The organism is Tessaracoccus sp. OS52 (assembly GCF_020687685.1).
Classification (GTDB): Bacteria; Actinomycetota; Actinomycetes; order Propionibacteriales; family Propionibacteriaceae; genus Arachnia.
Map to the genome: position 1 here is coordinate 128,986 of NZ_JAJEWM010000004.1, position 21,948 is coordinate 150,933.

16 protein-coding genes, 1 other RNA gene and 1 pseudogene are annotated in these 21,948 nt (G+C 65.9%); 7 read left to right on the top strand and 11 right to left on the bottom strand.

The genetic code is table 11. From position 1 onward, the window contains the following. Positions 1-3: 3 nt before the first annotated feature. The 10 genes from LKO27_RS13055 to LKO27_RS13100 form a co-directional block, all read right to left on the bottom strand. Entirely contained in the window at positions 4-690 is a 687-nt protein-coding gene (locus tag LKO27_RS13055; protein ID WP_227737951.1) for an acetyltransferase, read from the bottom strand. Continuing rightward, the gene (gene wecB / locus LKO27_RS13060) at positions 687-1,820 is read right to left on the bottom strand and encodes a non-hydrolyzing UDP-N-acetylglucosamine 2-epimerase (protein ID WP_227737952.1); all 1,134 of its coding nucleotides are present in this window, start codon (positions 1,818-1,820) and stop codon (positions 687-689) included. The genes LKO27_RS13055 and wecB overlap by 4 nt, the downstream gene beginning before the upstream one ends. 4 nt (positions 1,821-1,824) lie before the next feature. Continuing rightward, entirely contained in the window at positions 1,825-2,916 is a 1,092-nt protein-coding gene (locus LKO27_RS13065; RefSeq protein WP_370630027.1) for an NAD-dependent epimerase/dehydratase family protein, read from the bottom strand. Then, positions 2,913-3,950 (bottom strand): polysaccharide biosynthesis protein, encoded by a 1,038-nt coding sequence (locus tag LKO27_RS13070; RefSeq protein ID WP_227737954.1) that lies wholly within the window; start codon positions 3,948-3,950, stop codon positions 2,913-2,915. The genes LKO27_RS13065 and LKO27_RS13070 overlap by 4 nt, the downstream gene beginning before the upstream one ends. 13 nt (positions 3,951-3,963) lie before the next feature. Next, positions 3,964-5,214 carry a glycosyltransferase family 4 protein gene (locus LKO27_RS13075; RefSeq protein WP_227737955.1) on the bottom strand — a complete coding sequence of 417 codons (1,251 nt, stop codon included), beginning with the start codon at positions 5,212-5,214 and terminating at the stop codon, positions 3,964-3,966. After that, on the bottom strand, positions 5,211-7,139 hold the full coding sequence (locus tag LKO27_RS13080) for an NAD-dependent epimerase/dehydratase family protein (RefSeq protein ID WP_227737956.1): 1,929 nt from the start codon (positions 7,137-7,139) through the stop codon (positions 5,211-5,213). The genes LKO27_RS13075 and LKO27_RS13080 overlap by 4 nt, the downstream gene beginning before the upstream one ends. A 178-nt stretch (positions 7,140-7,317) precedes the next feature. After that, entirely contained in the window at positions 7,318-9,138 is a 1,821-nt protein-coding gene (locus LKO27_RS13085; RefSeq protein ID WP_227737957.1) for a nucleoside-diphosphate sugar epimerase/dehydratase, read from the bottom strand. Between the two features lie 434 nt (positions 9,139-9,572). Further along, complete coding sequence (locus LKO27_RS13090; RefSeq protein ID WP_227737958.1) at positions 9,573-11,033, bottom strand: L,D-transpeptidase; 1,461 nt, start codon at positions 11,031-11,033, stop codon at positions 9,573-9,575. Between the two features lie 180 nt (positions 11,034-11,213). Next, a complete protein-coding gene (locus tag LKO27_RS15635) occupies positions 11,214-12,080 on the bottom strand; it encodes a septal ring lytic transglycosylase RlpA family protein (protein ID WP_370630028.1) in 867 nt (288 codons plus the stop codon). Positions 12,081-12,528: 448 nt separating this feature from the next. Further along, positions 12,529-13,587: an acyltransferase gene (locus tag LKO27_RS13100; protein ID WP_255622603.1), complete on the bottom strand. Its 1,059-nt coding sequence runs from the start codon at positions 13,585-13,587 to the stop codon at positions 12,529-12,531. A 513-nt stretch (positions 13,588-14,100) separates the two neighbouring features. On the opposite strand from LKO27_RS13100, the gene LKO27_RS13105 reads away from it, so the two are divergent. The 4 genes from LKO27_RS13105 to ffs all read left to right on the top strand — a co-directional run bounded on the left by LKO27_RS13105 (position 14,101) and on the right by ffs (position 16,804). Then, entirely contained in the window at positions 14,101-14,574 is a 474-nt protein-coding gene (locus LKO27_RS13105; RefSeq protein WP_227737960.1) for a CBS domain-containing protein, read from the top strand. Between the two features lie 70 nt (positions 14,575-14,644). Beyond that, positions 14,645-15,988, top strand: coding sequence for a TrkH family potassium uptake protein (locus LKO27_RS13110; protein WP_227737961.1), 1,344 nt, complete (start codon positions 14,645-14,647; stop codon positions 15,986-15,988). Next, on the top strand, positions 15,978-16,655 hold the full coding sequence (locus tag LKO27_RS13115; RefSeq protein ID WP_227737962.1) for a TrkA family potassium uptake protein: 678 nt from the start codon (positions 15,978-15,980) through the stop codon (positions 16,653-16,655). Before LKO27_RS13110 ends, LKO27_RS13115 begins: the two co-directional genes overlap by 11 nt. A gap of 52 nt (positions 16,656-16,707) precedes the next feature. Further along, an RNA gene (gene ffs / locus LKO27_RS13120) (signal recognition particle sRNA small type) lies at positions 16,708-16,804 on the top strand. A 13-nt stretch (positions 16,805-16,817) separates the two neighbouring features. Here the strand turns inward: ffs and LKO27_RS13125 are convergent. Beyond that, the gene (locus LKO27_RS13125; RefSeq protein WP_227737963.1) at positions 16,818-18,530 is read right to left on the bottom strand and encodes a cell wall metabolism sensor histidine kinase WalK; all 1,713 of its coding nucleotides are present in this window, start codon (positions 18,528-18,530) and stop codon (positions 16,818-16,820) included. A 157-nt stretch (positions 18,531-18,687) separates the two neighbouring features. On the opposite strand from LKO27_RS13125, the gene LKO27_RS13130 reads away from it, so the two are divergent. The 3 genes and pseudogenes from LKO27_RS13130 to recR form a co-directional block, all read left to right on the top strand. Beyond that, positions 18,688-20,946, top strand: a complete 2,259-nt coding sequence (locus tag LKO27_RS13130) for a DNA polymerase III subunit gamma and tau (RefSeq protein WP_370630029.1) — start codon at positions 18,688-18,690, stop codon at positions 20,944-20,946. 53 nt (positions 20,947-20,999) lie between these two features. Continuing rightward, entirely contained in the window at positions 21,000-21,317 is a 318-nt protein-coding gene (locus tag LKO27_RS13135) for a YbaB/EbfC family nucleoid-associated protein (protein WP_227737965.1), read from the top strand. A 1-nt stretch (position 21,318) separates the two neighbouring features. Continuing rightward, a pseudogene (recR, locus tag LKO27_RS13140) lies at positions 21,319-21,900 on the top strand (recombination mediator RecR); the annotation flags it as partial. Positions 21,901-21,948: the final 48 nt, after the last annotated feature.

Sequence of the window (21,948 nt, forward strand, 5' to 3'; positions counted from 1 at the left end):
CATTCAGTGGCGGGGACGCGCTGGTACCCCGGTGACGACGGAGCCCGGGGGAACGTCCCGCGTCACGCACGCACTTGCCCCGACAACGGACCCCGCCCCCACCGTAAGGTTCTCAAGAATGACCGAGCCGGCCCCGACAAGCGTTCTCTCACCGACCAAGACATCCCCAGAGACGATGGCTCCTGGGTTAATGGACACGAAGCGCTGAAGAGTCGCATCGTGTCCGATAGTGGCGTTCGGGTTGACGATGGAGAATGCCCCTAGTCTCACGTTCGTGGAGATCGTTGCCCCTGCGCACACCACTACCCCTTCTCCCACACTGGAGTGCCGTCCTACGATGGCCGTGGGATGGACCAATGTGGCGGGAAGCAGGCCAGCGGCAAGGTAGAGGGCCACCAGGCGCGTGCGTACGGCGGGCGATCCGATCGCCACTGTGAAGTACTCGGCGGCGCGCTGGCGCAGCCACGCACCATCTTCGCCCAGAAACGCGATCCCTCGCTCGTGCAGTCGGTCAAGGTGGCGGGGCTCAGGAGAAGGATCCGTCACCCCGACGATCGAGTAAGCACGACCGCCGCTATCCCTCATGTCCTCGATGACATCGATAGTTTCTCGAGCAAAGCCACCAGCGCCGACGACGACGATGCGGCGTGCCTCTTGGCTGGGAGAGGTGCTCATCGCGACAGTGCTCACTTGCGGGTGCCCGTGCGCGCGGCGTGCGAGTGTGCGGCAGAACGAAGGAACTTGAGTACTCTCACAGAAGTGTCCTCGATCTCGTACTCTGATGGCAGGATTCCCGTTGCTCTGGTCGCCTCAAAGAGGTCAAGGGTTATGCGGGAGGCGTCAATCACTGCGTCGGCATTCAACCCCGCAGCTATGATTGAGCCGCTATCCTGGCTTTCGGGTCGCTCGATGAAGTCTCGCATCGTAACGGCTGGGAATCCGAGAATGCTGGATTCTTCGCTGATTGTCCCACTGTCGGAAAGTACAAGCTTGGCATCTTGCTGAAGCCTGACGTAGTCGTGAAAGCCGAATGGTGGGTGGAACGTAATCCCCTCCTTCTCACATTCCTCAAGCGAGTCCAATCGCTTCCGGGTTCGCGGGTGTGTCGAGACTAGGACCGGGAGTTGGTATTCACGGCGAAGCGCTTGGAGGGACTCGACTGCAGACCTAAGCCTCTCGACGTTGTCGACGTTCTCCTCGCGGTGAAGACTCACCAACAGGTACTGCTTGGGCTGCAACCCTTGGCGTGACACCACATCGCTCGCTTCGATGGCGGTTGCATTTTGATTCAACACCTCACGCATGGGTGAGCCCGTGAGAAGAATTCGTGATGGGTGGATACCCTCAGCCAGCAGGTTGCGCCTAGCGTGCTCTGTATAGACGAGATTGTAGTCTGATACATGATCGACGAGTCGTCGGTTGGTCTCCTCGGGGACGTTCTCGTCAAACGATCGGTTCCCTGCTTCCATGTGGAAAACAGGGATCCGAAGACGCTTCGCCATCAGCGCTGAGATGCAGCTGTTGGTATCACCCAGGACAAGGAATGCGTCTGGGTTCTCCCTGAGAAGGACTGGTTCTATCTTCGTCAGGATTGTTCCCAGCGCGGCGCCCAAAGAACTTGTGTCGGCTTCCAGAAAATGGTCCGGCCTCCGGAGTCCGAGGTTTTCAAAAAACACCTCATTCAACTCGTAGTCGTAATTTTGACCGGTGTGAACCAGCACGTGATCACAGTGCCTGTCCAGCAATTTAGCTGTGGCGGAGATTCTGATGATTTCGGGCCTGGTGCCCACGACTGTGACAACCTTCAGCTTTCCTACCATGCGGCTAGACCACCTCTGTAATCGTGTCGGGACGTGATGGGTCGAAAAGGTCGTCGGTCCAGAAGGAGGTGTAGAGCTCCCCAGAACCGGTGTTCGTGATCCGGTGGGCCCACATGGTTGGCATATCGACTGCCACGGGCGCTGCCCCAGTCACGTCGAAGTGGAGCACCTCGTCGCTGAAGAGCCGGCGCAATGAGATTCGCGCCGCCCCGGCCAGGACCGTGAACCGTTCGACCTTCCGGCGGTGGTAGTGGTCCCCCCGGCTGATACCCGGGACCGTGGTGGAGAAGGACGACTGCCCCGTGCCCCCATGGCTGCGAATCACCTCGAAGAAGGAACCGCGCGCGTCGGCGTGCCGGGTGAGTGAGATCGGAGTCTTCGAATGGATCACGTAGGACCTGTAGGTGTTGAAGAGATCCCGGTCGAAGGGGTTGGAGATGTCCGGGATCTGACCTTGGGCATACAACTCAGCTTGGCCGGTGAGGCGGCGCAGGAGGCCAGAGACAGTCTCCTGCTGCTCCAATCCCGCCTGCCCGGAGGTGTCAACCGCCCCTGTCAGAAGGTCCGCGGCGTTCTGGGCATGTAGGAGGGTGAGTTCCTTGTCGTTCTCCACCGTGGGATGGCCACCCTCAGCGAGCAGATGACAGAACGTCGCGGTAACGGCGTTGTAGAACGGCTTGCCGTGCTCGCCGAAGAGGTTGGGCAACCTGACGTCGACGAACTCCGCACCGACATCGGCCGCTGCCGCTGCCAGGACGTCCCCTGCTTGGGCTTTAGCGGTGCCGTAGACGGTGCCGTTGCCGGCTTGGGTCGAGTTGGCGTACACCACCACCGGCGGAGGCGTTCCGGCCCGCCGCAGGGCTTCTGCGATCTGGTTCGCGAACAGGACGTTCCCGTCGCGGACCTCCCCGTCAGATGCCCTGTTGACTCCTGCGATGTGCACGAGGCGATGCGCGCTGGAGACCGTCTGTGCGGCCTCTGCCAAGTCGAATCCGCGCCCCACGGGTAGCCGCCCTGCGTCAATTCCCTGTTCCCTCAGGGCCGCCCGAGTGTGCCAGCCGAGAAATCCCTGTCCCCCCGTGAGCACTACCGTCACTGCGATACTCCAGCCCTAGAAAGCTCCGCCCGGACCTCTGGCAGGGTCAGGAGCAATGCTTCGACCTCGGTGACGGTCATCCGGGGGACTGTGTGAGAGTCGTAGTCGTCGTACTTCGCTTGGCTCGGGTCACCCTCCTCGAAGTAGGAGCTGTAGTTCAGGTCGCGGTTGTCTGCAGGGATCCTGAAGTACTCACCCATGTCCTTGGAGCGAGAGAGTTCTTCTCTCGTAGCGAGAGCTTCCGAGACCTTCTCCGCGTGTCGCGTACCGATGACCTCGACTCTAGCGTCGGACTTGAAGAGGTTGAGGACCGCCTGCGCCAGATCGCCGATTGTGCAAGCCTTCGCTTTGCGGATGAACAGGTCACCCTGAACTGCGTGGTGGAAAGCGAACTCGACCAAGCTCACAGAGTCCGCCAGGGACATCATGAATCGGGTCATGTCAGGGTTGGTGACCGTGAGATTCTTGCCGGCCTTCAGTTGACTGATGAAGAGAGGTATCACGGACCCGCGCGAGTACATGACGTTTCCGTAGCGGACGCACGAGACCGTGGTGACGGCATTCGGGTTGTTTAGCCCGTGCGAGTGAGCGACCTTTTCCATGAGCGCCTTGGACATTCCCATGGCATTCACGGGATAGACAGCCTTGTCGGTGCTGAGGCACACGAGGGACCGGACCCCGGCCTGCTCAGACGCCCGCACGACATTTTCACTCCCAAGTACGTTCGTACGCACTGCCTCCAGCGGGAAGAACTCACAGGATGGAACCTGCTTGAGGGCAGCCGCGTGAAAGACGAAGTCAACGTCGCGCGTTGCGCGTTCGACGCTGACGAAATCCCGTACATCGCCAAGGTAGAAGCGGAGGCGGGCATCGCCCAACTGGTGCCGCATACGGTCCTGCTTCTCTTCGTCACGGCTGAGGATACGAACCTCCGAGGCACCGAACTCAAGGAGCTTGGCCGCGACCGTGTGCCCAAAGGATCCGGTACCTCCCGTCACCAGAACGCGTCGGTCTGCGTACGAATTCTCTGTCATCGGTACTCCTCCATCATCGTCTCGTCATGACACTATCCAGCGCCTTGGTGATCTTGGAGGCAGCCGCCCGTGCGGACAGCTTCTCCATGTAGAAGGTTCGCCCCGTGCGGCCCATTGCCTCAAGAGCCTCGGGGCCCGCGTCAGCGAGGTGGCGGATAGCAGCAGCCAACGCATCGGCTGACCCCGGTGGCACCACAATGCCACCACCGGAGTCCTTGATCATGTTGGCGCCGTCGCCTTCCAAGGCGGCGAGGATGGGAACTTCGGAGGCTAGAAGCGACGGGATCTTGCTGGGCGTCGTATGCGCCAGAAACGGTCGGGATGCGAGGCTGACCAACTGAATGTCTGCCCGAGCCATCAACCCCGGCACCGCATCCTGGGGGACCCGCCCCGTGAAGGTCACGTTGGTCAGGCCCTCCTGCTTCGCCCGCGCCTCGAGACGGGCCCTGCTGATGCCGTCGCCGACGAGAGTGAAGCGAATGTCCGGGCGATTCATCAAGCTGGAGGCCGCGTCGATGAGCACGTCCAGCCCTTGAACCTCTCCGATGGCGCCCGCGTAAAGGACCTCCACCGGACCACCTTGATGCTTCTCGATTCCTGCCTGGCTCCGTAGCTCAGACACTGGACGAAAGAGTTCCTCGTTCGTTGGATTCGGAACGTAGACCACCTTGGATGGATCGATGTCCGGGTTACGTTCAAGGATGAGGTCCCTGACGCCCTCGGAGATCACGCCGATGACGGCGGACTTGCGCTCAGTCAGTCGGACCAGGGCGGCGACGACACGGGCCAGTCGTTGCCCGAGGGACCCGGTGGGGAACATTCCGCTCTCCACCAGCGAGTCAGGCCACAGGTCCTGAACATGGAGGAATACGGGTACCTGGCCGAACTTGCTGTGAGCCAACATGGGCGCGGCGACAGTGACGGGGGAGTTATAGACCCAGATCGCGTCCACGCCGCGTAGCGACCCAGATCCGAGGGCCGTGGCTGACAGGCCGAAACTGGCGTAATTGAGGGCTCTGCCAATCGCTGAGTGGCTGTGGTTCGGATACAGCGCCACCCTGGTGACTTCTACGTCTCCATGGGTCTCGCGAAGGCGGGGTTTCAGAGAATAACCCGGGTACAGTTTCCCGTCGGGATAATTGGGAAAACCCGTTAGCACTCTCACCTCGTGCCCTTGCTTGGAGAACTCTCGAGCATAGACTCCCGGCAGGGAAGCAGGGCCGGTCTCGGGGTCATACCACTGGCTCAGCAGGCCAAGCTTCATCGCCTCGCCTCACTCGGTCGGAGGGCAGCCCGAACGAACTCGGAGTTGGGGCGCTCCGGGTCGGGCAACCCCGATGGACCCTGTCGCTGTCCGAACCACATCACTTCGACTCGCCTCACCACGCCAGCGATTGAGGGGGCGAAGCGACCGAACAACTTCCCCACTGACAACGCTGATCGACATAGCCACGCAGGCAGGACGGTAGGGCTCCGGTCTCCAGCGAGTTCGAGAACCTCCTTGACGTTCAGTCCCTCCCACGGCTGGAGTAGAACTGCCGGGACCGGACCGGTGGCCACTCCTGCTCGGTGCACAAAGTGAACCAGCCCGGTCAAACTGCTGACCACAGACGGGTGGTCGCCGGGATGTGCGACGGTCGCTATTGGGGAACGGGCTACCCGGCGGAGTGCCTCGGTCGTTGCCCTGCCGTCTCCCTGGACTGACGTCGCTCGTACGGTTACAAGGTCTGTCCCGCGGGACGCCTCAGGCCGATCGTGGGCCAACGTGAGAAGTGCTGCCTCACCGAGGGCCTTGGAACGCGAATAAGGGGAGAAAGGGTCTACTTCGGCCGATGAGTCCAGTACTTGCCGGGCGCCCTGCACGGCAGCAGAACTGAGGTGGATCATTCGCCCCACAGCCGCTCGTTCGGCGGCGATCGCTACCACGGCAGGAAGCAGCGAGTTAGCGCCGAGCAACTCAGGGCCATCCGCGGCGTCGGGAGTAGCCAGACCCGCGGCGTTGACGACGACTTCTACGCCAGCCAGCAAATCCGCCAGAGAAGCTGTCTCAGGCAGGCGTCCCGCCATTTCCAAGAGGTCGGAAACCTCAAGAGCAGCAGGATCCAGATTCAGCCGAGGTGCCGTGATCGGCAGGATCTGTAAACCCTGTGAAGTTAGGTGCTGGACCAGTGCTCGGCCCACGAATCCGCTCGCACCCAAGACTGCCCAGCGCGTCGGATGCCAGCCCGGGCGCGGGGAATAGGCCTCGGGTAACGGCACCGCCGGAGCGGGCTTTTTCACTGGTGCGGGGAGAACGTCTCCGCGCAACCTCGGAAGCGCGAGATACACCATGGCCAGCCCGACGATGAGAGCTGCAGCAACTGACCAGTGGATGAGGGACGTGCCGGTGAGTAGCCCGATCGTCGTGGTAGCCGAGGTGAAGGCCGCCACAACCGATGCCGAGCCGACGTGGGAAAGCCCTGTGTTTGTCAGTCGCTGGTAGGTGTGGGTTCTATGAGCTCGAGCCACCGGCTCCCCGTGGCGAATGCGCCGGACAAGCGTTGACAGCGTGTCGGCCCAATAGATGGCAAGCGGAGCCAGGGCAGCCACTGGGTTCACACCGGCGAAGATTGCTCCGAGAGCGGTGGCTCCCAGAGCTCCTCCGAGGAGGTAGCTACCGACGTCGCCCAAAAACATTCCGGGAGGTGCCAGGTTCCAAGGAAGGAAAGCGATGAACGTCACTGCGGTGATGAGTCCAACGGTGGTCAGCCAGGGCTGGCCCGCGGCAACGCCTAGAACGCCGAATCCGAGCCCTGCTGCCAAACCGTTCAGTGCGGAGATCCCGTTGACACCGTCCATGAAGTTGGTGAAGTTCACGTTGGCCGCGAAGAACAATGCCGAGAGCGGCACCGTGAGCCAGGGGGCGCCGGTCGCCACACTCAGCGTTGCTGCCATTGCGGTGCCAATGCCGAGTTGAATCCCGGCGCGCACCGTCACCGGCAGTCCGCGAAGGTCCTCCGCAAGCCCCAGGAGCCCGCTCGCCACAGCGGCGAGCGTAACTACGCCAAACACGATGGACCAAGTGCCTGACGCCGTCGCAGTAGCCAGACCCGCCCCTATCGCGAGGCCCAACAGCGGGGCCAGGCCACCGCCACGAAGAGTCGGTCTGAGGTGAGACGACCGCTGGTTCGGAACGTCGAACGTGCCCATCCGCACCAGCAGGGGGCGAAGTGCGATGGGTGCGATCAGGGATGTGACTCCCGCTGCAGCCACAGCCGCCCACAGAAACGCGGTCATACCGTCCTCGCGTGGACCAACGCTGCTCTGTCGCGTGTCACGGGGGGTGCATCCGGTCTGTCGGATGGTTCCGGGGACGGGGGTAGTTCGATCATGGACTGGTCGTTCGCCATTCAGTTGACTGGGTGGCCACCGTCTGGGGGTACATCGTCGGTTCCATGTCCAGAAGTTCGAGCACTTCGTCCCGGCTAGTGGGGTACTCGGGGACCAACTCCGGATCCAGCGCCGGCACATAGACCTCACTGATCAGCGGGTGCTCCGACGGTGCGCCCTGCTCAACAGTGCTGAACAGGACCTCGTGCATCTTCTCGCCGTGGCGCAGACCGGTGAAGTGGATCTCGATGTCCTTGCCGGATTCGGCGATCATCCGGTTGGCAACGTCGACAATCTTCACGGGCTCCCCCATGTCGAGCACCAGCACGTCGCCCGGCCTGCCGATCGCGCCGGCCTGCAGCACCAGCTCGCAGGCCTCGGGGATGGTCATGAAGTACCGGGTCACGTCGGGATGGGTAACCGTCACGGGTCCACCCTTCTCGATCTGCGAACGGAAAGCAATCAGAACCGAGCCCCGGGAGCCGAGCACGTTGCCGAACCGGACCGAGAGGTAGGGCAGGCCGTGGACCTTCGCGTACCAGGCTGTGAGGCGCTCGGCCAGTCGCTTGGTCCGGCCCAGCACGCTGCTCGCGGCGGCGGCCTTGTCGGTGGAGATGTTGACGAACCGCTCAACCCCCGTGGCCTGCGCGCAGTGCAGCACGTTCCGGGTACCCAGAACGTTGGTCTTCCAGCCCTCAGCGGGGTAGCGCTCAAGCATGGGCAAGTGCTTCAGCGCGGCCGCGTGGAACACCACCTCCGGGCGGTGGGTCTCGAAGACCCGCATCAGCGCATCGGTGTCGCGGATGTCGCACAGCACCATGTCGTCGGTGTCCAGCAGACCGTTGCCGTAGAGCTCCAGCTGAACCCCGTGCAGGGCCGACTCGTCGCGGTCCAGGAGCACAAGCTTGGCCGGGCCCAGCTTGAAGACCTGGCTGGCCAGCTCCGCGCCGATCGAGCCGCCGGCGCCCGTGACCAGGACCACCTTGCCGCTGATGTAGTCGGCGATGGCGCTGATGTCCGTCTCCACGGGACGCCGGCCCAGCAGGTCGGCAACGTTCATGTGCCGAAGGGAGCCAAGCGTCACCTGCCCACCGATCATCTCCCGCACCGGCGGCAGCACCACCAGCTCGAGGCCGTGGGCGTCGCACTGCTCGGCAACTGACTTGATCAACTTTGGGGTGGCATTGGAGATGGCGAGGATGACGGCCTGCGCGCCCTGCTCCCGGGCCACGGTCACCAAGTGCTTGCCGTTGCCACGCACCCGGTACCCCTCGATGCGCAGGCGGCGCTTGTCGGGGTTGTCGTCGAGGAACCCGACGATCCGGTAGGGCGCGTTCTCGGCCTTGTCGACCAGCTGGGCCACCTGGTAGCCGGCATCACCCGCGCCGTACACGAGGGCCGGGACCGCGTCGTCGCCGGGGGAGTGCGGCCTGGCCGCGATGAGGATGCGGAACACCCAGCGCGCGGCCGCCATGAAGATGAGGGCCATCGGGGGCAGCATGATGGCGACGCCGCGGGGGAAGTCGGGCGAGATGACGCTGAAGAGCAGACCGAGCGGGATGGCGATGATCATCACCAAGGCGCCGACCCAGGAGGCCTCGGCGAAACTCCCGATCCGGTTGCGTCCCAGATACAGCTGGGTGAGCAGCCCGACAACCACCTGCGCGGCCACGGAGATCCCGGTGTAGCCGAGCACCCAGGCCCATTGGGGGTCAGTCAGCCGGAGGTCGTACCGGACTGCGAGGAACGCCAGCATGGCGAGGATCCAGGAGAAACCGTCCCAGGCGATGAGGATGGTGCGACGCCAGACCGCAGGCATTTTGTAAACGGTTGCGGAAAGTGGGTTCCCCGGAGTCCGCCACATTGGAGTGGTGGTCTTAGTCTCAGGTTCCCCGGCCATAGGGGCCACCATATCGCGGAGAAGGGGCTAGTCCGGAACCGGCTGCCGCCAATTCCATCGATGACGGGGAAGGGTTTCTGGCGTGGGCAGGCTGACCCCGAGCGAAACCCATTGTCACGGACGAAAAGGCTTTAGCTCTGCCTGCCCGGTGAATGTTTCAAGTCTTGATTGAGGTGTCGCGTGGTGAGACGAAAACTGCGACGCCCCTGGGTGGGACGCCGCAGTTCTTGGTCTCGACACGGGCGCTCGCTTCGCTCGGGCCCTACTCGACCAGCGTGGGGCACGGGCGCTCGCTTCGCTCGGGCCCTACTCGACCAGCGAGGGGGACTACTCGACCAGCGGGGTGAGGTTGCTCAGTAGTAGACGATCACCTTGTCGCCGACCTTCACCTGGGTGTCGAACAGCCACTTGATGGCATCGTAGTCCCGGACGTTGACGCAGCCGGCGGAGTTGCCGTCGTAGCCGACGCGGCGGAAGTTGTCCGAGTAGTGCACCGCCTGGCCGCCGTCGAAGAACATCGCGAACGGCATCGCAGTCCCGTAGATGCTCGAGACGTGGTCACGGGACTTCCAGCCGACGCGGTGGGCGCCGTTGCGGGTCTCCGTGGAGGCACCCTCCTTGCCGAAGCGGACGTCGACGACCTTCAGGATCTGCCCGTTGACCATCCAGGCCATCTTGCGCTGGTTCTTCGACACGCACAGCGCGCGGCCGGTCAGGCAGCGGGAATCGGCGCGGAAGGTGACGCTCGCCGGCGGGACGAACGGCTGCTCGACGGGAACGCCGGCCAGCGGCGGCGCGGAGGCCGGGATGGTCTTCTGGTGGGCGATCTTGGACGTGCTGAACATCACGATGTTGTTCAGGACGAACTTGTTGCTGGCGACGAACCTGCCGCCGGCGGAGTCGACCACCTTGGCCATCGCGTAGGAGCGGCAGCCGTTGGTACCGGTGGCGGCGGTGTTGCACTCGGTCTTCCACTGGCGGCCGTCGCTGGCGGTCCAGATGCCCGTGTTGGCGAGCGGGTTGGTGCCCCACACGGACTTCGGCGCGGGCAGGTAGGTCATGTTGTTGAAGACCCAGCCGTTGTGCGTGTAGTACTTCCCGGCGTAGGTGACCACCTTCGTCGCCCAGATGTCGGTGGTGCAGCGCACGATCTTGGAGGAGTACATGGCGCACTCGGTGTGCCAGTAGCGGTCGTTGACCAGGTGGTCACCGGGCTGGGTGTAGACCGACGTCGCAACAGGCGGGACGAAACCCTCCTCGACAGGGGCACCCGGGGGCGTGGTAGCTGGCTCCAGGATGGTGGTCTGGGGCGGGACGCTCGACGTCGAGAACTGGACGATGGAGTTGAGGACCTCCTGCTGCACCCTCTTGTACTGGCCGCCCTCCTTGATCAGGATGCTGGCCACCACGTAGTTGCGGCACGCGTCGGGGCCGGTGGTGGGGGTCTTGCACTCGGTGCGCCACTGGCGGCCACCGTCGTCGGTCCAGCGGGCGTTGTGGATGGCAAGGTTGTTGCCGGCCCAGCTGGACTCGGGCGAGGGCAGGTAGGTCATGTTGTTGAAGACCCAGCCCTCACGGTCGTAGTACTGACCGTCGTTCTCGATGATCTTGTTGCCCCAGATGCTCGTGGAGCAGCGCACGACGTTGGTCGAGTACATGACGCACTCGGTCTTCCAGTAGCGGCCGTTCACGTAGTGCACGCCCGGCTGGTTGTACAGCGTCGGCTCCACTGCCTTCGCCGTCTGCGTGGGGGCGATGCCGAGGACTGCTCCGACCACGACCACCATGAGTATGTATAGAGAGCGCTTGAGCATGCCCCGACCTTCCGAATACGCGAGGAAATTGCTTCCCGACGATAACACCGAGCCCAATCAGATCCCAATGGTCGCTGAGCTCGTGCGGGCAGGACGCCCGCCCCATTGAGTTGTCCTGCTTACAACACGTGGTGGCAACCGGATTCGGTTGCCACCACGCGCGGGGGGATTTCTGCTGGCTCAGCTGACAATCTGCCAGTTGGCCGTGATCACGCCGGCACCCGTGCCGCCGACGGCCTGCATGGCGCCAAGCGAGAGGTCCAGGCAACGGTCGCCGGAGTAGGGGCCACGGTCATTGATGCGCACGGTCACGCTCTTGCCGTTGGCCGCGTTGGTGACCTTGACCAAGGTGCCGAACGGCAACGTCTTGTGGGCTGCGGTCATCGCGTACTGATTGAAGCGCTCGCCGCTGGCGGTGAGGTTGCCATGGAAACCGGGGCCGTAGTACGAAGCGCGGCAGGTGTTGACCGGGTTGGTGTTGGCCGGCGGCACGAACTGCGAATCCTCAGGCATGCCCGAGATGGCCGGGGCTGCGGCCGGGATGGTGGACTGGGCCGGGATGGTCGAGGTGGAGAACTGCACGATGTTGTTGAACACGTACTCCGTCTGGTTGCGGAAGACGCCGCCCTCATTGGAGACGAAGGATGCCTGCGCGTAGGTGCGGCAGCCGTTCTGCCCGGTGGCGGCGGTGTTGCACTCGGTCTTCCACTGGCGGCCGTCGTCGCCGGTCCAGGTGTGGTTGTAGGCCAGCGGGTTCTTCTCCCAGACCGCGGCGGGGGAGGGCAGGTAGGTCAGGTTGTTGAAGACCCACGCGTCGTGGTTGTAGTAGTTGCCCTCGTGCTCCACGACGGTGGTGGCCCAGATGTCGGTCTCGCAGCGAACCACGTTGGAGGAGTACATCTCGCAGTCTGTGCGCCAGTAACGGCCGTTCTCGACGTGGTCTCCGGGCTGGGTGTAGATGTCGGCGCTGGCCATCGACGGAGCGGCGATGCTGAGCGCTGCCCCCATGACGACCAGGAGCAGGATGTGCAGCGAACGCTTGAGCATTGCCACCCCTTTCGAGTCCTCGGGTTGTGTGCGGGTTGGAGAAACTTAACACTCGCTGAGAGGAAATCCAAAGGATTCTCAGGTTCTGGTTTAGGGTGCGCGGCGTTATCGGTGATCGAGTAGGCGTCCGTGAGCGGAGCGAGCGGATGCCGTGTCGAGATCCCGGGGTGGTCTCGACACGCGCCTGCTCGTTCCTCGCGGGCGCTACTCGACCAGCGGGGGTGGAGGGTCGTCCTCGACCAGCGGGGGGTGCGTGTTACCGCTGATCGAGTAGGCAGCCGTGAGCGGAGCGAGCGGATGCCGTGTCGAGATCCTGGGGGTGGGGAGTGGTCTCGACACGGGCTGGCGACTTCGTCGCAGGCCCTACTCGACCAGCGGAGGGGTGCGCAGGCGCTACTCGACCAGCGGAGGGTGCGCAGGCGCTACTCGACCAGCGGAGGGGTGCGTGTTATCGCTGATCGAGTAGGCAGCCGTGAGCGGAGCGAGCGGATGCCGTGTCGAGATCCCGGGGGTGGAGAGTGGTCTCGACACGGGCTGGCGACTTCGTCGCAGGCCCTACTCGACCAGCGGAAGGGTGCGCAGGCCCTAGTCGACCAGCGGGGGACGGCGCCGGGAACGAGAACAGCATGCCGTGCCGGGGGGCGCGGACAAGGGCGGACGGGACCGCGAAGGACAGGGCGAACGCCGCGGCGACGGCGGGCAGCGTCGGGATTCCCCGGTCCTCGATGAGGTTGTAGAACGCGGCAATCACGGGCAGATGCACGACGTAGTAGGCGATCGAGCGGCGGCCGATCCCCTCAAGCCAGCGCACGACCTTGGTCCTGGGAATCCGGGGCGCGGCCCACAGCGCAGCCCCGCAGCCGGCCAGGGCGACGCCGAAGACCAGCAGGTTCTGACCGCTCGTGACGCCCTGGACGTGCAGGTGGGAGCCGATCCCGGCGACGATCGCAAGCCCGAGGAAGACGGACCAGTGAGCACTCTGGAGCCGCCGCAGGTGCGGCACCAGCCAAGCGCCGACGAAGAAGAAGGCGCCGAACCAGAAGTAGTTCCCCTTGTCAGGTGCCCAGTGGAAGAGGATCACGAGGAACGCGACGGGAACAGTCCAGGCTGGGATGAACCGCGTCCCCATCCCCATCAGGTACGCGACGAGCCCGACGGCGTAGCAGAACAGCAGCGTCAGCAGATACCAAAGGTGCGAGGCCCCGAGGTAGGCGGAAGGATCCGACGCGCGCTCCGGGACGTGGAGCCAGACGGTCAACGGTGCCCACAGCAACAGCGGCCAGGCGAGGTGCCGCAGCTTTCCGCTGACGTAGGTTCGCAGCGGCTTGGTCAGTGCCCGGGGGAGGAACAGTCCCGACACCAGCAGCAGCAGCGGGAGTCGGAAAGGCTCGACGGAGCGCGTCGCGTCCAGCAGCCACTGCGGCATCTCCCAGCCGTCGATATGGGCCATGCCGATGGCGTGGTTGACCATGACCAACAGGACCGCCGTCCCTCGCAGGAGGTCCATCCAAGTGAGTCGTCTAGCCGCCCTCGAGGCGCGCTGCGGTTCCACCGCGGAATGAAACATCGCCAGCAACCCTAAGGGAAAGCTGGGATTTCTCAGAAATATCTTCGTGGGCGGGTTGTGATCTCGTCACGTTTCGACACGGTCGCTGCCGCTCCCTGCTCAACGCAGGGCGGCCGGCTCGCTTCGCTCGCGCGGCGCTACTCGATCACGGTGGCGGCCGGCGAGCTCCCTCCGCCCGCTGGTCGAGTAGGGCCGGCGAGCTCTGCGAGCGCCCGTGTCGAGGCCATGGAGAGTCGTGGCCCTGATCTCGACACGCGGCCGGCTCGCTTCGCTCGCGCGGCGCTACTCGATCAACGGTGGCTGGCTGGTTGGCTCGCTTCGCTCGTCGGCGCTGCTCGATCAACGATGGCGAGGGCCGCGTTTGGACAGCAGTCCCCGACGAGCCCGCCCCGGGCGTATCATGGAACCCCCTCCGGGGGGCTGAATGGAGACAGGAACGTCAAGGAGGACGCCATGCCTGTGACCGTCGCTGATTGCATGACCGGGGCCGTGACCATCCGGGCGAACCAGAGCGTGCGAGCCGCCGCAAAGCTCATGAAGGCCAACCACACGGGGTTCCTGGTGGTAATTGAGGACGACCACGTCGTCGGAGTGGTGACCGCCCGCGACCTCGTGGAGCGCATCTTCGCCCAGGGCGGCTCGGGGGACGACACCGTCCGCAAGGCCTGCTCCGAGGACCTGCTCAGCGCCTGCCCGGAGGACGACCTGCCCGCCTTCATCGGCCTCATCCACGCCAAGGGGCTGCACCGCGCGCCGGTGCTCAGCGACGGGCAGCTCGTGGGGGTCGTCTCCATCGACGACCTGGTGGCGACCGGGCTGGACTCCATGACCAACGACATCTCCCGCCGCCGGGTCACGGAGCGGCTGCTCCAGCTGCCGCGGTCCGCCCGCAAGCACGACGCCCGCTCGCGGACCCTTGCCAGCTGAACGGGGTTGAACGGCGGCGGCTGACGGCCGGTGCGACGCGTGGGCGCCTCCGAGGTCTACGATCGAGCGCATGCGCCTAACTCGCTGGCTGGGTCACCCGGCTCGGGTAGTGCCCGTGGTCTACCTGATCGGCATCACGGTCGGCACGCTGCTGCTCATGCTGCCCCAGGCGACAACCAGTGGTGAGTCGGCACCGTTGCTGCAGGCGGCATTCACGGCGGTCTCTGCGGTCTGCATCACCGGTCTGACCACCGTGGACACCGCCACATTCTGGAGCCCCGTCGGCCAGTTCATCATCATGGCGCTGATCCAGGTGGGCGGCTTCGGCATCGTCGCACTGGCGAGCCTGCTGACCATGGTGGTCACGGGCCGGATTTCGCTGCAGGGCGCGATGGTCGCGGGTCAGGAGTTGCGCACCGGTTTCGGCTCGGTCCTGCGGGTGCCCCGGATGATCGCCGCTGTGATGCTTTCGGCGGAGGCGGTCACGGCCGTGGTCCTGACGCTGGGATTCCGCCCCCATACCGACAGCTGGGCGTCGGCGGTCTGGCAGGGAGCCTTCCACGCGGTCTCGGCGTTCAACAACGCCGGCTTCGCCCTCTACAGCGACAACCTGATGAGTTTCGTCGGTGAGCCCGGAATCATCGTTCCCATCTGTGTGGCGGTGGTGCTCGGCGGACTGGGGTTCCCGGTGCTTCTGGAGGTGGGCCGCAGGCTGTTGCGACGTGCCCCCAGCAACTCTGGGTGGAGCACCCAGACCCGGCTCACCGTCGCGGGCACCGTTTCGCTGCTGGTGCTGGGGGCGGTGGTCTTCGGACTCGCGGAATGGAACAATCCCAACACCATCGGCAACATGTCGGTCCAGGACCGTTCGCTTGCGGTACTGGCAGGGGCGGTGTTTCCCCGCACCGCCGGCTTCAACTCGATCGACTACGGCGGGGCCAGCGAGTCCACTCTGGGGCTCTACTACGTGCTGATGTTCATCGGGGGCGGTTCGGCCGGCACGGCCGGGGGTGTCAAGGTGGGCACCATCGGAATCATCCTGGCCACCGTCGTGGCCGAGTTGCGGGGCGAGAACCAGGTGGTTGTCGGCCCGAGGGCCATACCGGCGACGGTGCAGCGTGCGGCCCTCGCCGTCGTGATCCTGGGTTCCGCAGCAGTGGCAGTGGCCACCTACGTCATCGTCGCGACGGAGAATTTCACGCTGCAGCAGGTCCTGTTTGAGACGATCTCAGCGTTCGGCACCGTCGGCCTGACCACCGGGATCACCCCGCGACTCAAACCGGAGTCCTTGGTGATCCTTATGCTTTTGATGTATCTGGGAAGGGTGGGGACCGTTTCCGTAGCAGCGGCGCTCGCCCTGCGCGCACGTCATCGGCGCTACGTCCTACCGGAGGAGCAGCCAATTGTTGGGTAGATCGGGTGACCGACGGGTCACGGAAGAAACCGTGCTGGTGGTGGGTCTCGGCCTGTTCGGCTCCGCCACCGCGCGCGCTTTGGCGGACATGGACGTGCCGCTGATCGCCGTCACGGAGGACCACCTCCAGGCCGTGCGCTTCGCCGACGAGTTCAGCAACGTCATCGAACTGGACCCATCAGACCGCGAGGCGCTGGACCAGATCGGGATCGAGCGGATCCAGAAGGCGGTGGTCGCCCTCAGCAAGGTCGAGCTGTCGATCATGACGGTGCTGGCGCTGTCCGAGGCGGGCGTGAAGGAAATCTGGGCGCGCGCCGCCACCCGGGAGCACGGCGCCATCCTGGAACGCATCGGCGCCCACCACGTCGTTTACTCGGAGGCCTCCACCGGCAAGCGCGTCGCCCACGCCGTCTCGGGCTACATGATCGACTACTTCGAGTTCGAGGACGGGTTCGCCATGGCCCGCACCCGCGCCCCGCGGGAGATCTGGGACAAGTCGCTGCGCCAGACGCTGGTCCGCACCCGGAACAAGGTCACCATCGTGGGCGCGAAGAGACCCGGACAGGACTTCATCTACGCGGTGCCGGAGACCGTGATCCAGGCCGGTGACGAACTGATCGTCTCAGGACGGGTGGACGACGTCGACGCCTTCTGCCGGCTCAGGTGACGCCGGGGATCCCGCCGCTTTTTCGGTTCTGCCCGCATGCAGTAGACTCCCGGAAGGCTCCTCGCGCGGCGGTATCTCGCCCAACTCCCCCAGGGTCGGAAGGCAGCAAGGGTAAGTGAGCTCTTCCGGGTGCGCGAGGGGCTCTTTCCATGCCCTGAACCCTCAGTTTGCCCGGATGGGGGACTCCTGGGTTTGACTCCTGCCGACGTCGGCCCGGTCGTGGCCGGGAAGCGGCAACGAGACCCGGAACGTCGTTCCCACGCCCGGCTCCGAGGCCACCGAGATCTGACCGCCGTGCCCGTGCACGATGTCACGGGAGATCGCCAGCCCCAGGCCCGCACCGGGAATGTGGTGCTCCGTGGCCCCGTCGGTCCTGTAGAAGCGGGTGTACAGGTGGGACTGCTCCTCCGGGGTCATCCCGATCCCCGTGTCCGAGACAACCACGTCCATCGTCGACGCGGTCACCTGGGTGGCCACCTTCACCGTCCCGCCGGGAGCGGTGAACTTGATGGCGTTGGACAGCAGGTTGTCCAGTACCTGCGACAGGCGCGCGAGGTCCAGACTGGCCACCGGCGTGGGCTCGAGGTGGCGCTCCAGGGTGATCCCCTTCGCCGCAGCCGACGCCTGGGCCGAGTCGCAGGCCAGCTCCGCCAGCCGGTCGAGCCGTTCGGGCCGCCGTTTGAACGTCAGTTTCTCGTTTGCCAGCTTCTGGCTGTGCAACAGGTCCTCCACGATCACCAGCAGCTGCTCGGCGTTGCGGTTCACCACGTCGAGGTATCCGGCCGCGGCCGGCGGGAGCTCCTCGTCGCGAGCCAGGTCCAAGTACCCGACGATCGACGTCAGCGGGGTCCGCAGTTCGTGGGACACCATCGACAGGAACCTCGACTGCGACTGCACCGCCTTCATGTGGAAGGTGACGTCGGTGAAGGAGATGACGGCCCCGTCGCGTTCGCCCCGGGAGTCAGTGATCTGGCGGGCGGTGGTGGAGACCACGCGCTGCTCGCCCTCGGGGGGACCCATCAGCACCAGGTAGTTGCTGTAGGACTCCGCCAGAGTGGCCCGGCGCAGGGGCCGGCGCTCCGGCGGAACGGGGATGTCGGTGTTGGGCAGGAACTCCAGCAGGTCGGCTTCGGTGGGATCCGTCATGCCGGCGGGCGTCACGAAGTCCAGGATCTGGCGCTGGTAGTGGTTGCGGAAGACGATGTTGCCGCGGCGGTCCACGACGATGATGCCGACGTCGACGCTGTCGATGATGTTCTGCAGCAGGCGGGCCTGGCGGGCGCTCTCCTCATGGAGGGCCATCTTCGCGTCGGTCTCCTGCTGGATCCGTTCGTTGGCCCGCTCGACGTAGAGCAGGAGGCCAGACATGAACCAGCCCACCTGGAAGACCGTCAGCGGCAGCAGCAGCACGCGCACCACGTCGACGGCGCCGAATTGGCCCACCTCGTCGCTCAGCACCGGGATGCCGACGGTCAGCAGCGCCAGCGCCGTCGCGATGAACAGTCCCACGTTCCGGTACAGCGTCACCAGCCACACCGTCGGGAGGAACATCAACAGGGAGACGGCAATCAGGTGGGGTGCCACCGAGTAGCGCAGCAGTCCGACGGCGATGAAGTCGGCCACCGGCAGGAGCCCGGACCAGGTCAACGGGATCCGCTCCCATGGGATGAGGCCTGCCACGATGGTGGCGACGACGGCGAGGGCGACGCCCGCGTAGAAGGTGCCCGGGTCGGCGAGGGCGCCTTCCGACGTCGCGAACACCACAGCCACTGCCAGCAGCAGCCCCATGAACAGGGACTGCTTGTTGAGGATGCTCCGCTTGGCGTTCTCGGTGTACGTCAGCCGCGTCCACAGGCGTCGGATCGGGTCGAGCATTTGTCTCCAGTGCTGGTCGTGCGGGGGACACGGGCAGGTGCACATGGAGCAGCGGCGTTACTGCTCCACTGGCGAAGAGAGTAGCGGAGCGCGACGCCAATTCCCGGGCGCCGGGCCGCCAGGTCGTGATGTCGGGGGGCTGGCATAGGGTATGGGTGTGGATCAGGACTACGACGAGTACGACGCTGCCGAGGCCGGCTTCGACTTCGAACCCCAGGACGGGCCCGGGCTTTTCGACGAGCCCGCTCCCGATGGTCGAGCAACTCCCTCCGCCGATGGTCGAGTAGCTCCTTCCGCCGATGGGCCAGTGGCGCCTTCCTCCGATGGTCGAGTAGCGCCGGCGAGGGACGAGCCGGCGCGTGTCGAGACCACTGCCGCGCGTGTCGAGACCACTGCCGCGCGTGTCGAGACCGCCGCGCCTCTGGCGCTCTACCGTCGCTACCGCCCGGACACCTTCGGCGACGTCATCGGCCAGGAGCACGTCACAGTCCCGCTGCAGCGGGCCCTGGACAACAACAAGGTCAACCACGCCTACTTGTTCTCGGGGCCCCGGGGCTGCGGCAAGACGACGTCGGCGCGCATCCTCGCCCGCTGCCTGAACTGCGAGCAGGGCCCCACGTCGGTGCCGTGCGGGGTCTGCCGTTCCTGCACGGACCTGGCGCGAGGCGGGCCAGGCAGCATCGATGTCATCGAGATCGACGCCGCCTCGCACGGCGGCGTCGATGACGCCAGGGACCTGCGCGAACGGGCCTTCTTCGCCCCCGTCTACAGCCGTTACAAGATCTACATCGTCGACGAGGCCCACATGGTCACCACGGCGGGTTTCAACGCGCTCCTGAAGCTCGTGGAGGAGCCGCCGCCGCACGCCAAGTTCGTCTTCGCCACGACGGAGCCGGAGAAGGTCATCGGCACCATCCGCTCCCGCACCCACCACTACCCCTTCCGGCTGGTGCCGCCGAAGGTGCTGGGGGACTACCTCTCGGTGATCTGCGAGGCCGAGGGCGTCGCGGTGGACCAGAAGGCGCTGCCGCTGGTGGTGCGCGCGGGCGCTGGCTCGGTGCGTGACTCGCTGTCGGTGCTGGACCAGCTGCTCGGTGGCGCCGGGGAGGAGGGCGTCGCCTACGAGCAGGCCGCGGCGCTGCTCGGGTTCACCCCGGACGCGCTGCTCGACGAGATCATGGATGCCTTCGCGGCGGGCGACTCCGCCGGCGTGTTCCGCACCATCGACAAGGTGGTGGAGATCGGCCAGGACCCCCGCCGGTTCGCAGAGGACCTGCTGCGCCGCCTACGGGACCTGGTGATCCTGGCCGCCGTCCCTGACGCCGCCCAGAACGGCATGCTCGACGTCGCCGCGGATCAGGCACAGCGCCTTGCCACGCAAGTGGCCGGCCTGGGCGCGGGGGAACTGACCCGCGCCGCCGAGGTGATCGCCACCGGCCTCACCGAGATGCGCGGCACCACCGCCCCCCGCCTCCATCTGGAACTCATGTGTGCCCGGGTGCTGCTGCCCGGTGCCGACGCCGACGAGCGCGGCCTGCACGCCCGCATGGACCGGCTGGAGCGGGTGGTCGGCATGCTCGGCAGCCATTCGGAGGCACCGCCGGCCAACTGGGCCGACGTGCCCTCCGCAGCCGCCGCCCAGAGGCAGCAGCCCGCGCAGCCGACGCCGCCCTCGGAGTCGGCGCCGCAGCAGCGGCCTGCGCCCGACGCCCAGCCCTCGGCGCCCGCCGGCGGGACGCCCGAGAACAGGCCTCAGTCCCAGCGGCCCCCGGCGTCGGCGCCCGCAGCGCCTGCCGACGCCGCGACGCCAGCGGCGATGGGCCACCCCATGCGCCAGCGCCCGGCCGGGCAACCGCCGTCGGGGACGCCCGTCTCCCAGGCGACGCCGGCACCGGCGCCGAGGGTGGTGGAGCAGCGGGGCCCGAGCCTCGGTGCCGCCGATGTGCGCCGGCTGTGGCCCGACGTGCTCGCCGAGGTGAAGAAGCGCCGTCGGTTCACGTTCATGATGCTCAGCCAGCATGCGCAGGTGCTCGACGTCACCGAAGGGGCGCTGGTGCTTGGGTTCGCCAACTCGGGTGCCAAGGAGAACTTCGGCACCAGTGGCAGCCTCGACGTGCTGGCCGACAGCATCATCGAGGTGATCGGGGTGGAGTTCCGGATCCAGTCGGTGGTGGCCAGCGGCGGTGGGGTGGCCGGCGCCGAACCGGACGAGCAGCGCCCCGCGCAGCGCCCCGCGGGCCAGATGCCCGCGGCACCCGCGCCGCAGGTGGCCGAGCCCGCGCCGTCGGAACCGGAACCGGAACCTGAGGTGGCCGACGACGACGCCAGCCTCGCAGACGCCGACGCGGCGGCCGCCGGACTGCTCACCGAGGCGTTCGGCGCCGAGGTGATCGACGTGAGCGAGCAGGACCGATGACCGTGTTCCCCGACGCACCTAAGCTGGGCCCAGGCACTGAGAAGGAGTGACAGATGTTTGAAGGACTCGACATGAATGCGCTGATGGAGCAGGCGCAGAAGCTCCAGGCCGACATGGTCAAGGCCCAGGAGGAGCAGGCGGCCAAGACCTTCGACGGCGAGGCCGGCGGTGGCCTGGTGAAGGTGACCGTCTCCGGCACGGGGGAACTGCTCGACGTCGAGATCAAGCCCGAGGCCTGGGACCCGGATGACACCGAGACCCTCTCCGCTCTGATCATCGCCGCCTTCCGCACCGCGAAGGAACAGGCCGACGAAGCCTTGAAGGCCGGGCTGCCGCAGATGCCGCAGCTGCCCGGGGGCCTCGGGTTCTGAGGTGTACGAAGGCCCCATCCAGGACCTGATCGACGCGCTGAGCCGCCTCCCCGGCGTCGGTCCCCGCAGCGCCCAGCGGATCGCGTTCCACCTGCTGGACGCGCCCGAGGAAGAGGTGTTCGAGCTCGCCGACACGCTGCGTCGCGTCAAGCAGTCCGCCAAGTTCTGCGAGATCTGCTTCAACGTGACGCAGGAGGACCGCTGCCGCGTCTGCCGCGACCCGCGTCGTGACCGTTCCATGATCTGCGTGGTGGAGGAGTCCAAGGACGTCATCGCGATCGAGCGGACCTCGGAGTTCCGCGGGCTCTACCACGTGCTCGGCGGCTCCATCTCCCCGATCGACGGCAGGGGCCCGGGCGACCTCCACACCAGGGAACTCTTCCAGCGCCTCGCCGACGGCGAGGTGACGGAGGTGATCCTTGCCACGGACCCCGACACCCAGGGGGAGGCCACCGCCGCGTACCTGAGCCGGATACTGAAGGACTTCGGCATCCAGGTCACCCGGCCTGCCAGCGGGCTCCCCGTCGGCGGGGACCTCGAGTACGCGGACCAGGTCACCCTGGGCAGGGCGTTCGAGGGACGTCGCTCCATGTTCTCCTCCGAGCCCCCGGACCGCGGCCCCATCACCCGG

What these genes read in the sequence shown, in the direction of transcription:
- wecB (WP_227737952.1), bottom strand. Translation starts at nt 1,820, where the DNA reads ATGGTAGGAAAGCTGAAGGTTGTCACAGTCGTGGGCACCAGGCCCGAA.
- LKO27_RS13070 (WP_227737954.1), bottom strand. Translation starts at nt 3,950, where the DNA reads ATGACAGAGAATTCGTACGCAGACCGACGCGTTCTGGTGACGGGAGGT.
- LKO27_RS13075 (WP_227737955.1), bottom strand. Translation starts at nt 5,214, where the DNA reads ATGAAGCTTGGCCTGCTGAGCCAGTGGTATGACCCCGAGACCGGCCCT.
- LKO27_RS13080 (WP_227737956.1), bottom strand. Translation starts at nt 7,139, where the DNA reads ATGGGCACGTTCGACGTTCCGAACCAGCGGTCGTCTCACCTCAGACCG.
- LKO27_RS13085 (WP_227737957.1), bottom strand. Translation starts at nt 9,138, where the DNA reads ATGCCTGCGGTCTGGCGTCGCACCATCCTCATCGCCTGGGACGGTTTC.
- LKO27_RS13090 (WP_227737958.1), bottom strand. Translation starts at nt 11,033, where the DNA reads ATGCTCAAGCGCTCTCTATACATACTCATGGTGGTCGTGGTCGGAGCA.
- LKO27_RS15635 (WP_370630028.1), bottom strand. Translation starts at nt 12,080, where the DNA reads ATGCTCAAGCGTTCGCTGCACATCCTGCTCCTGGTCGTCATGGGGGCA.
- LKO27_RS13100 (WP_255622603.1), bottom strand. Translation starts at nt 13,587, where the DNA reads ATGGACCTCCTGCGAGGGACGGCGGTCCTGTTGGTCATGGTCAACCAC.
- LKO27_RS13105 (WP_227737960.1), top strand. Translation starts at nt 14,101, where the DNA reads ATGCCTGTGACCGTCGCTGATTGCATGACCGGGGCCGTGACCATCCGG.
- LKO27_RS13110 (WP_227737961.1), top strand. Translation starts at nt 14,645, where the DNA reads ATGCGCCTAACTCGCTGGCTGGGTCACCCGGCTCGGGTAGTGCCCGTG.
- LKO27_RS13125 (WP_227737963.1), bottom strand. Translation starts at nt 18,530, where the DNA reads ATGCTCGACCCGATCCGACGCCTGTGGACGCGGCTGACGTACACCGAG.
- LKO27_RS13135 (WP_227737965.1), top strand. Translation starts at nt 21,000, where the DNA reads ATGTTTGAAGGACTCGACATGAATGCGCTGATGGAGCAGGCGCAGAAG.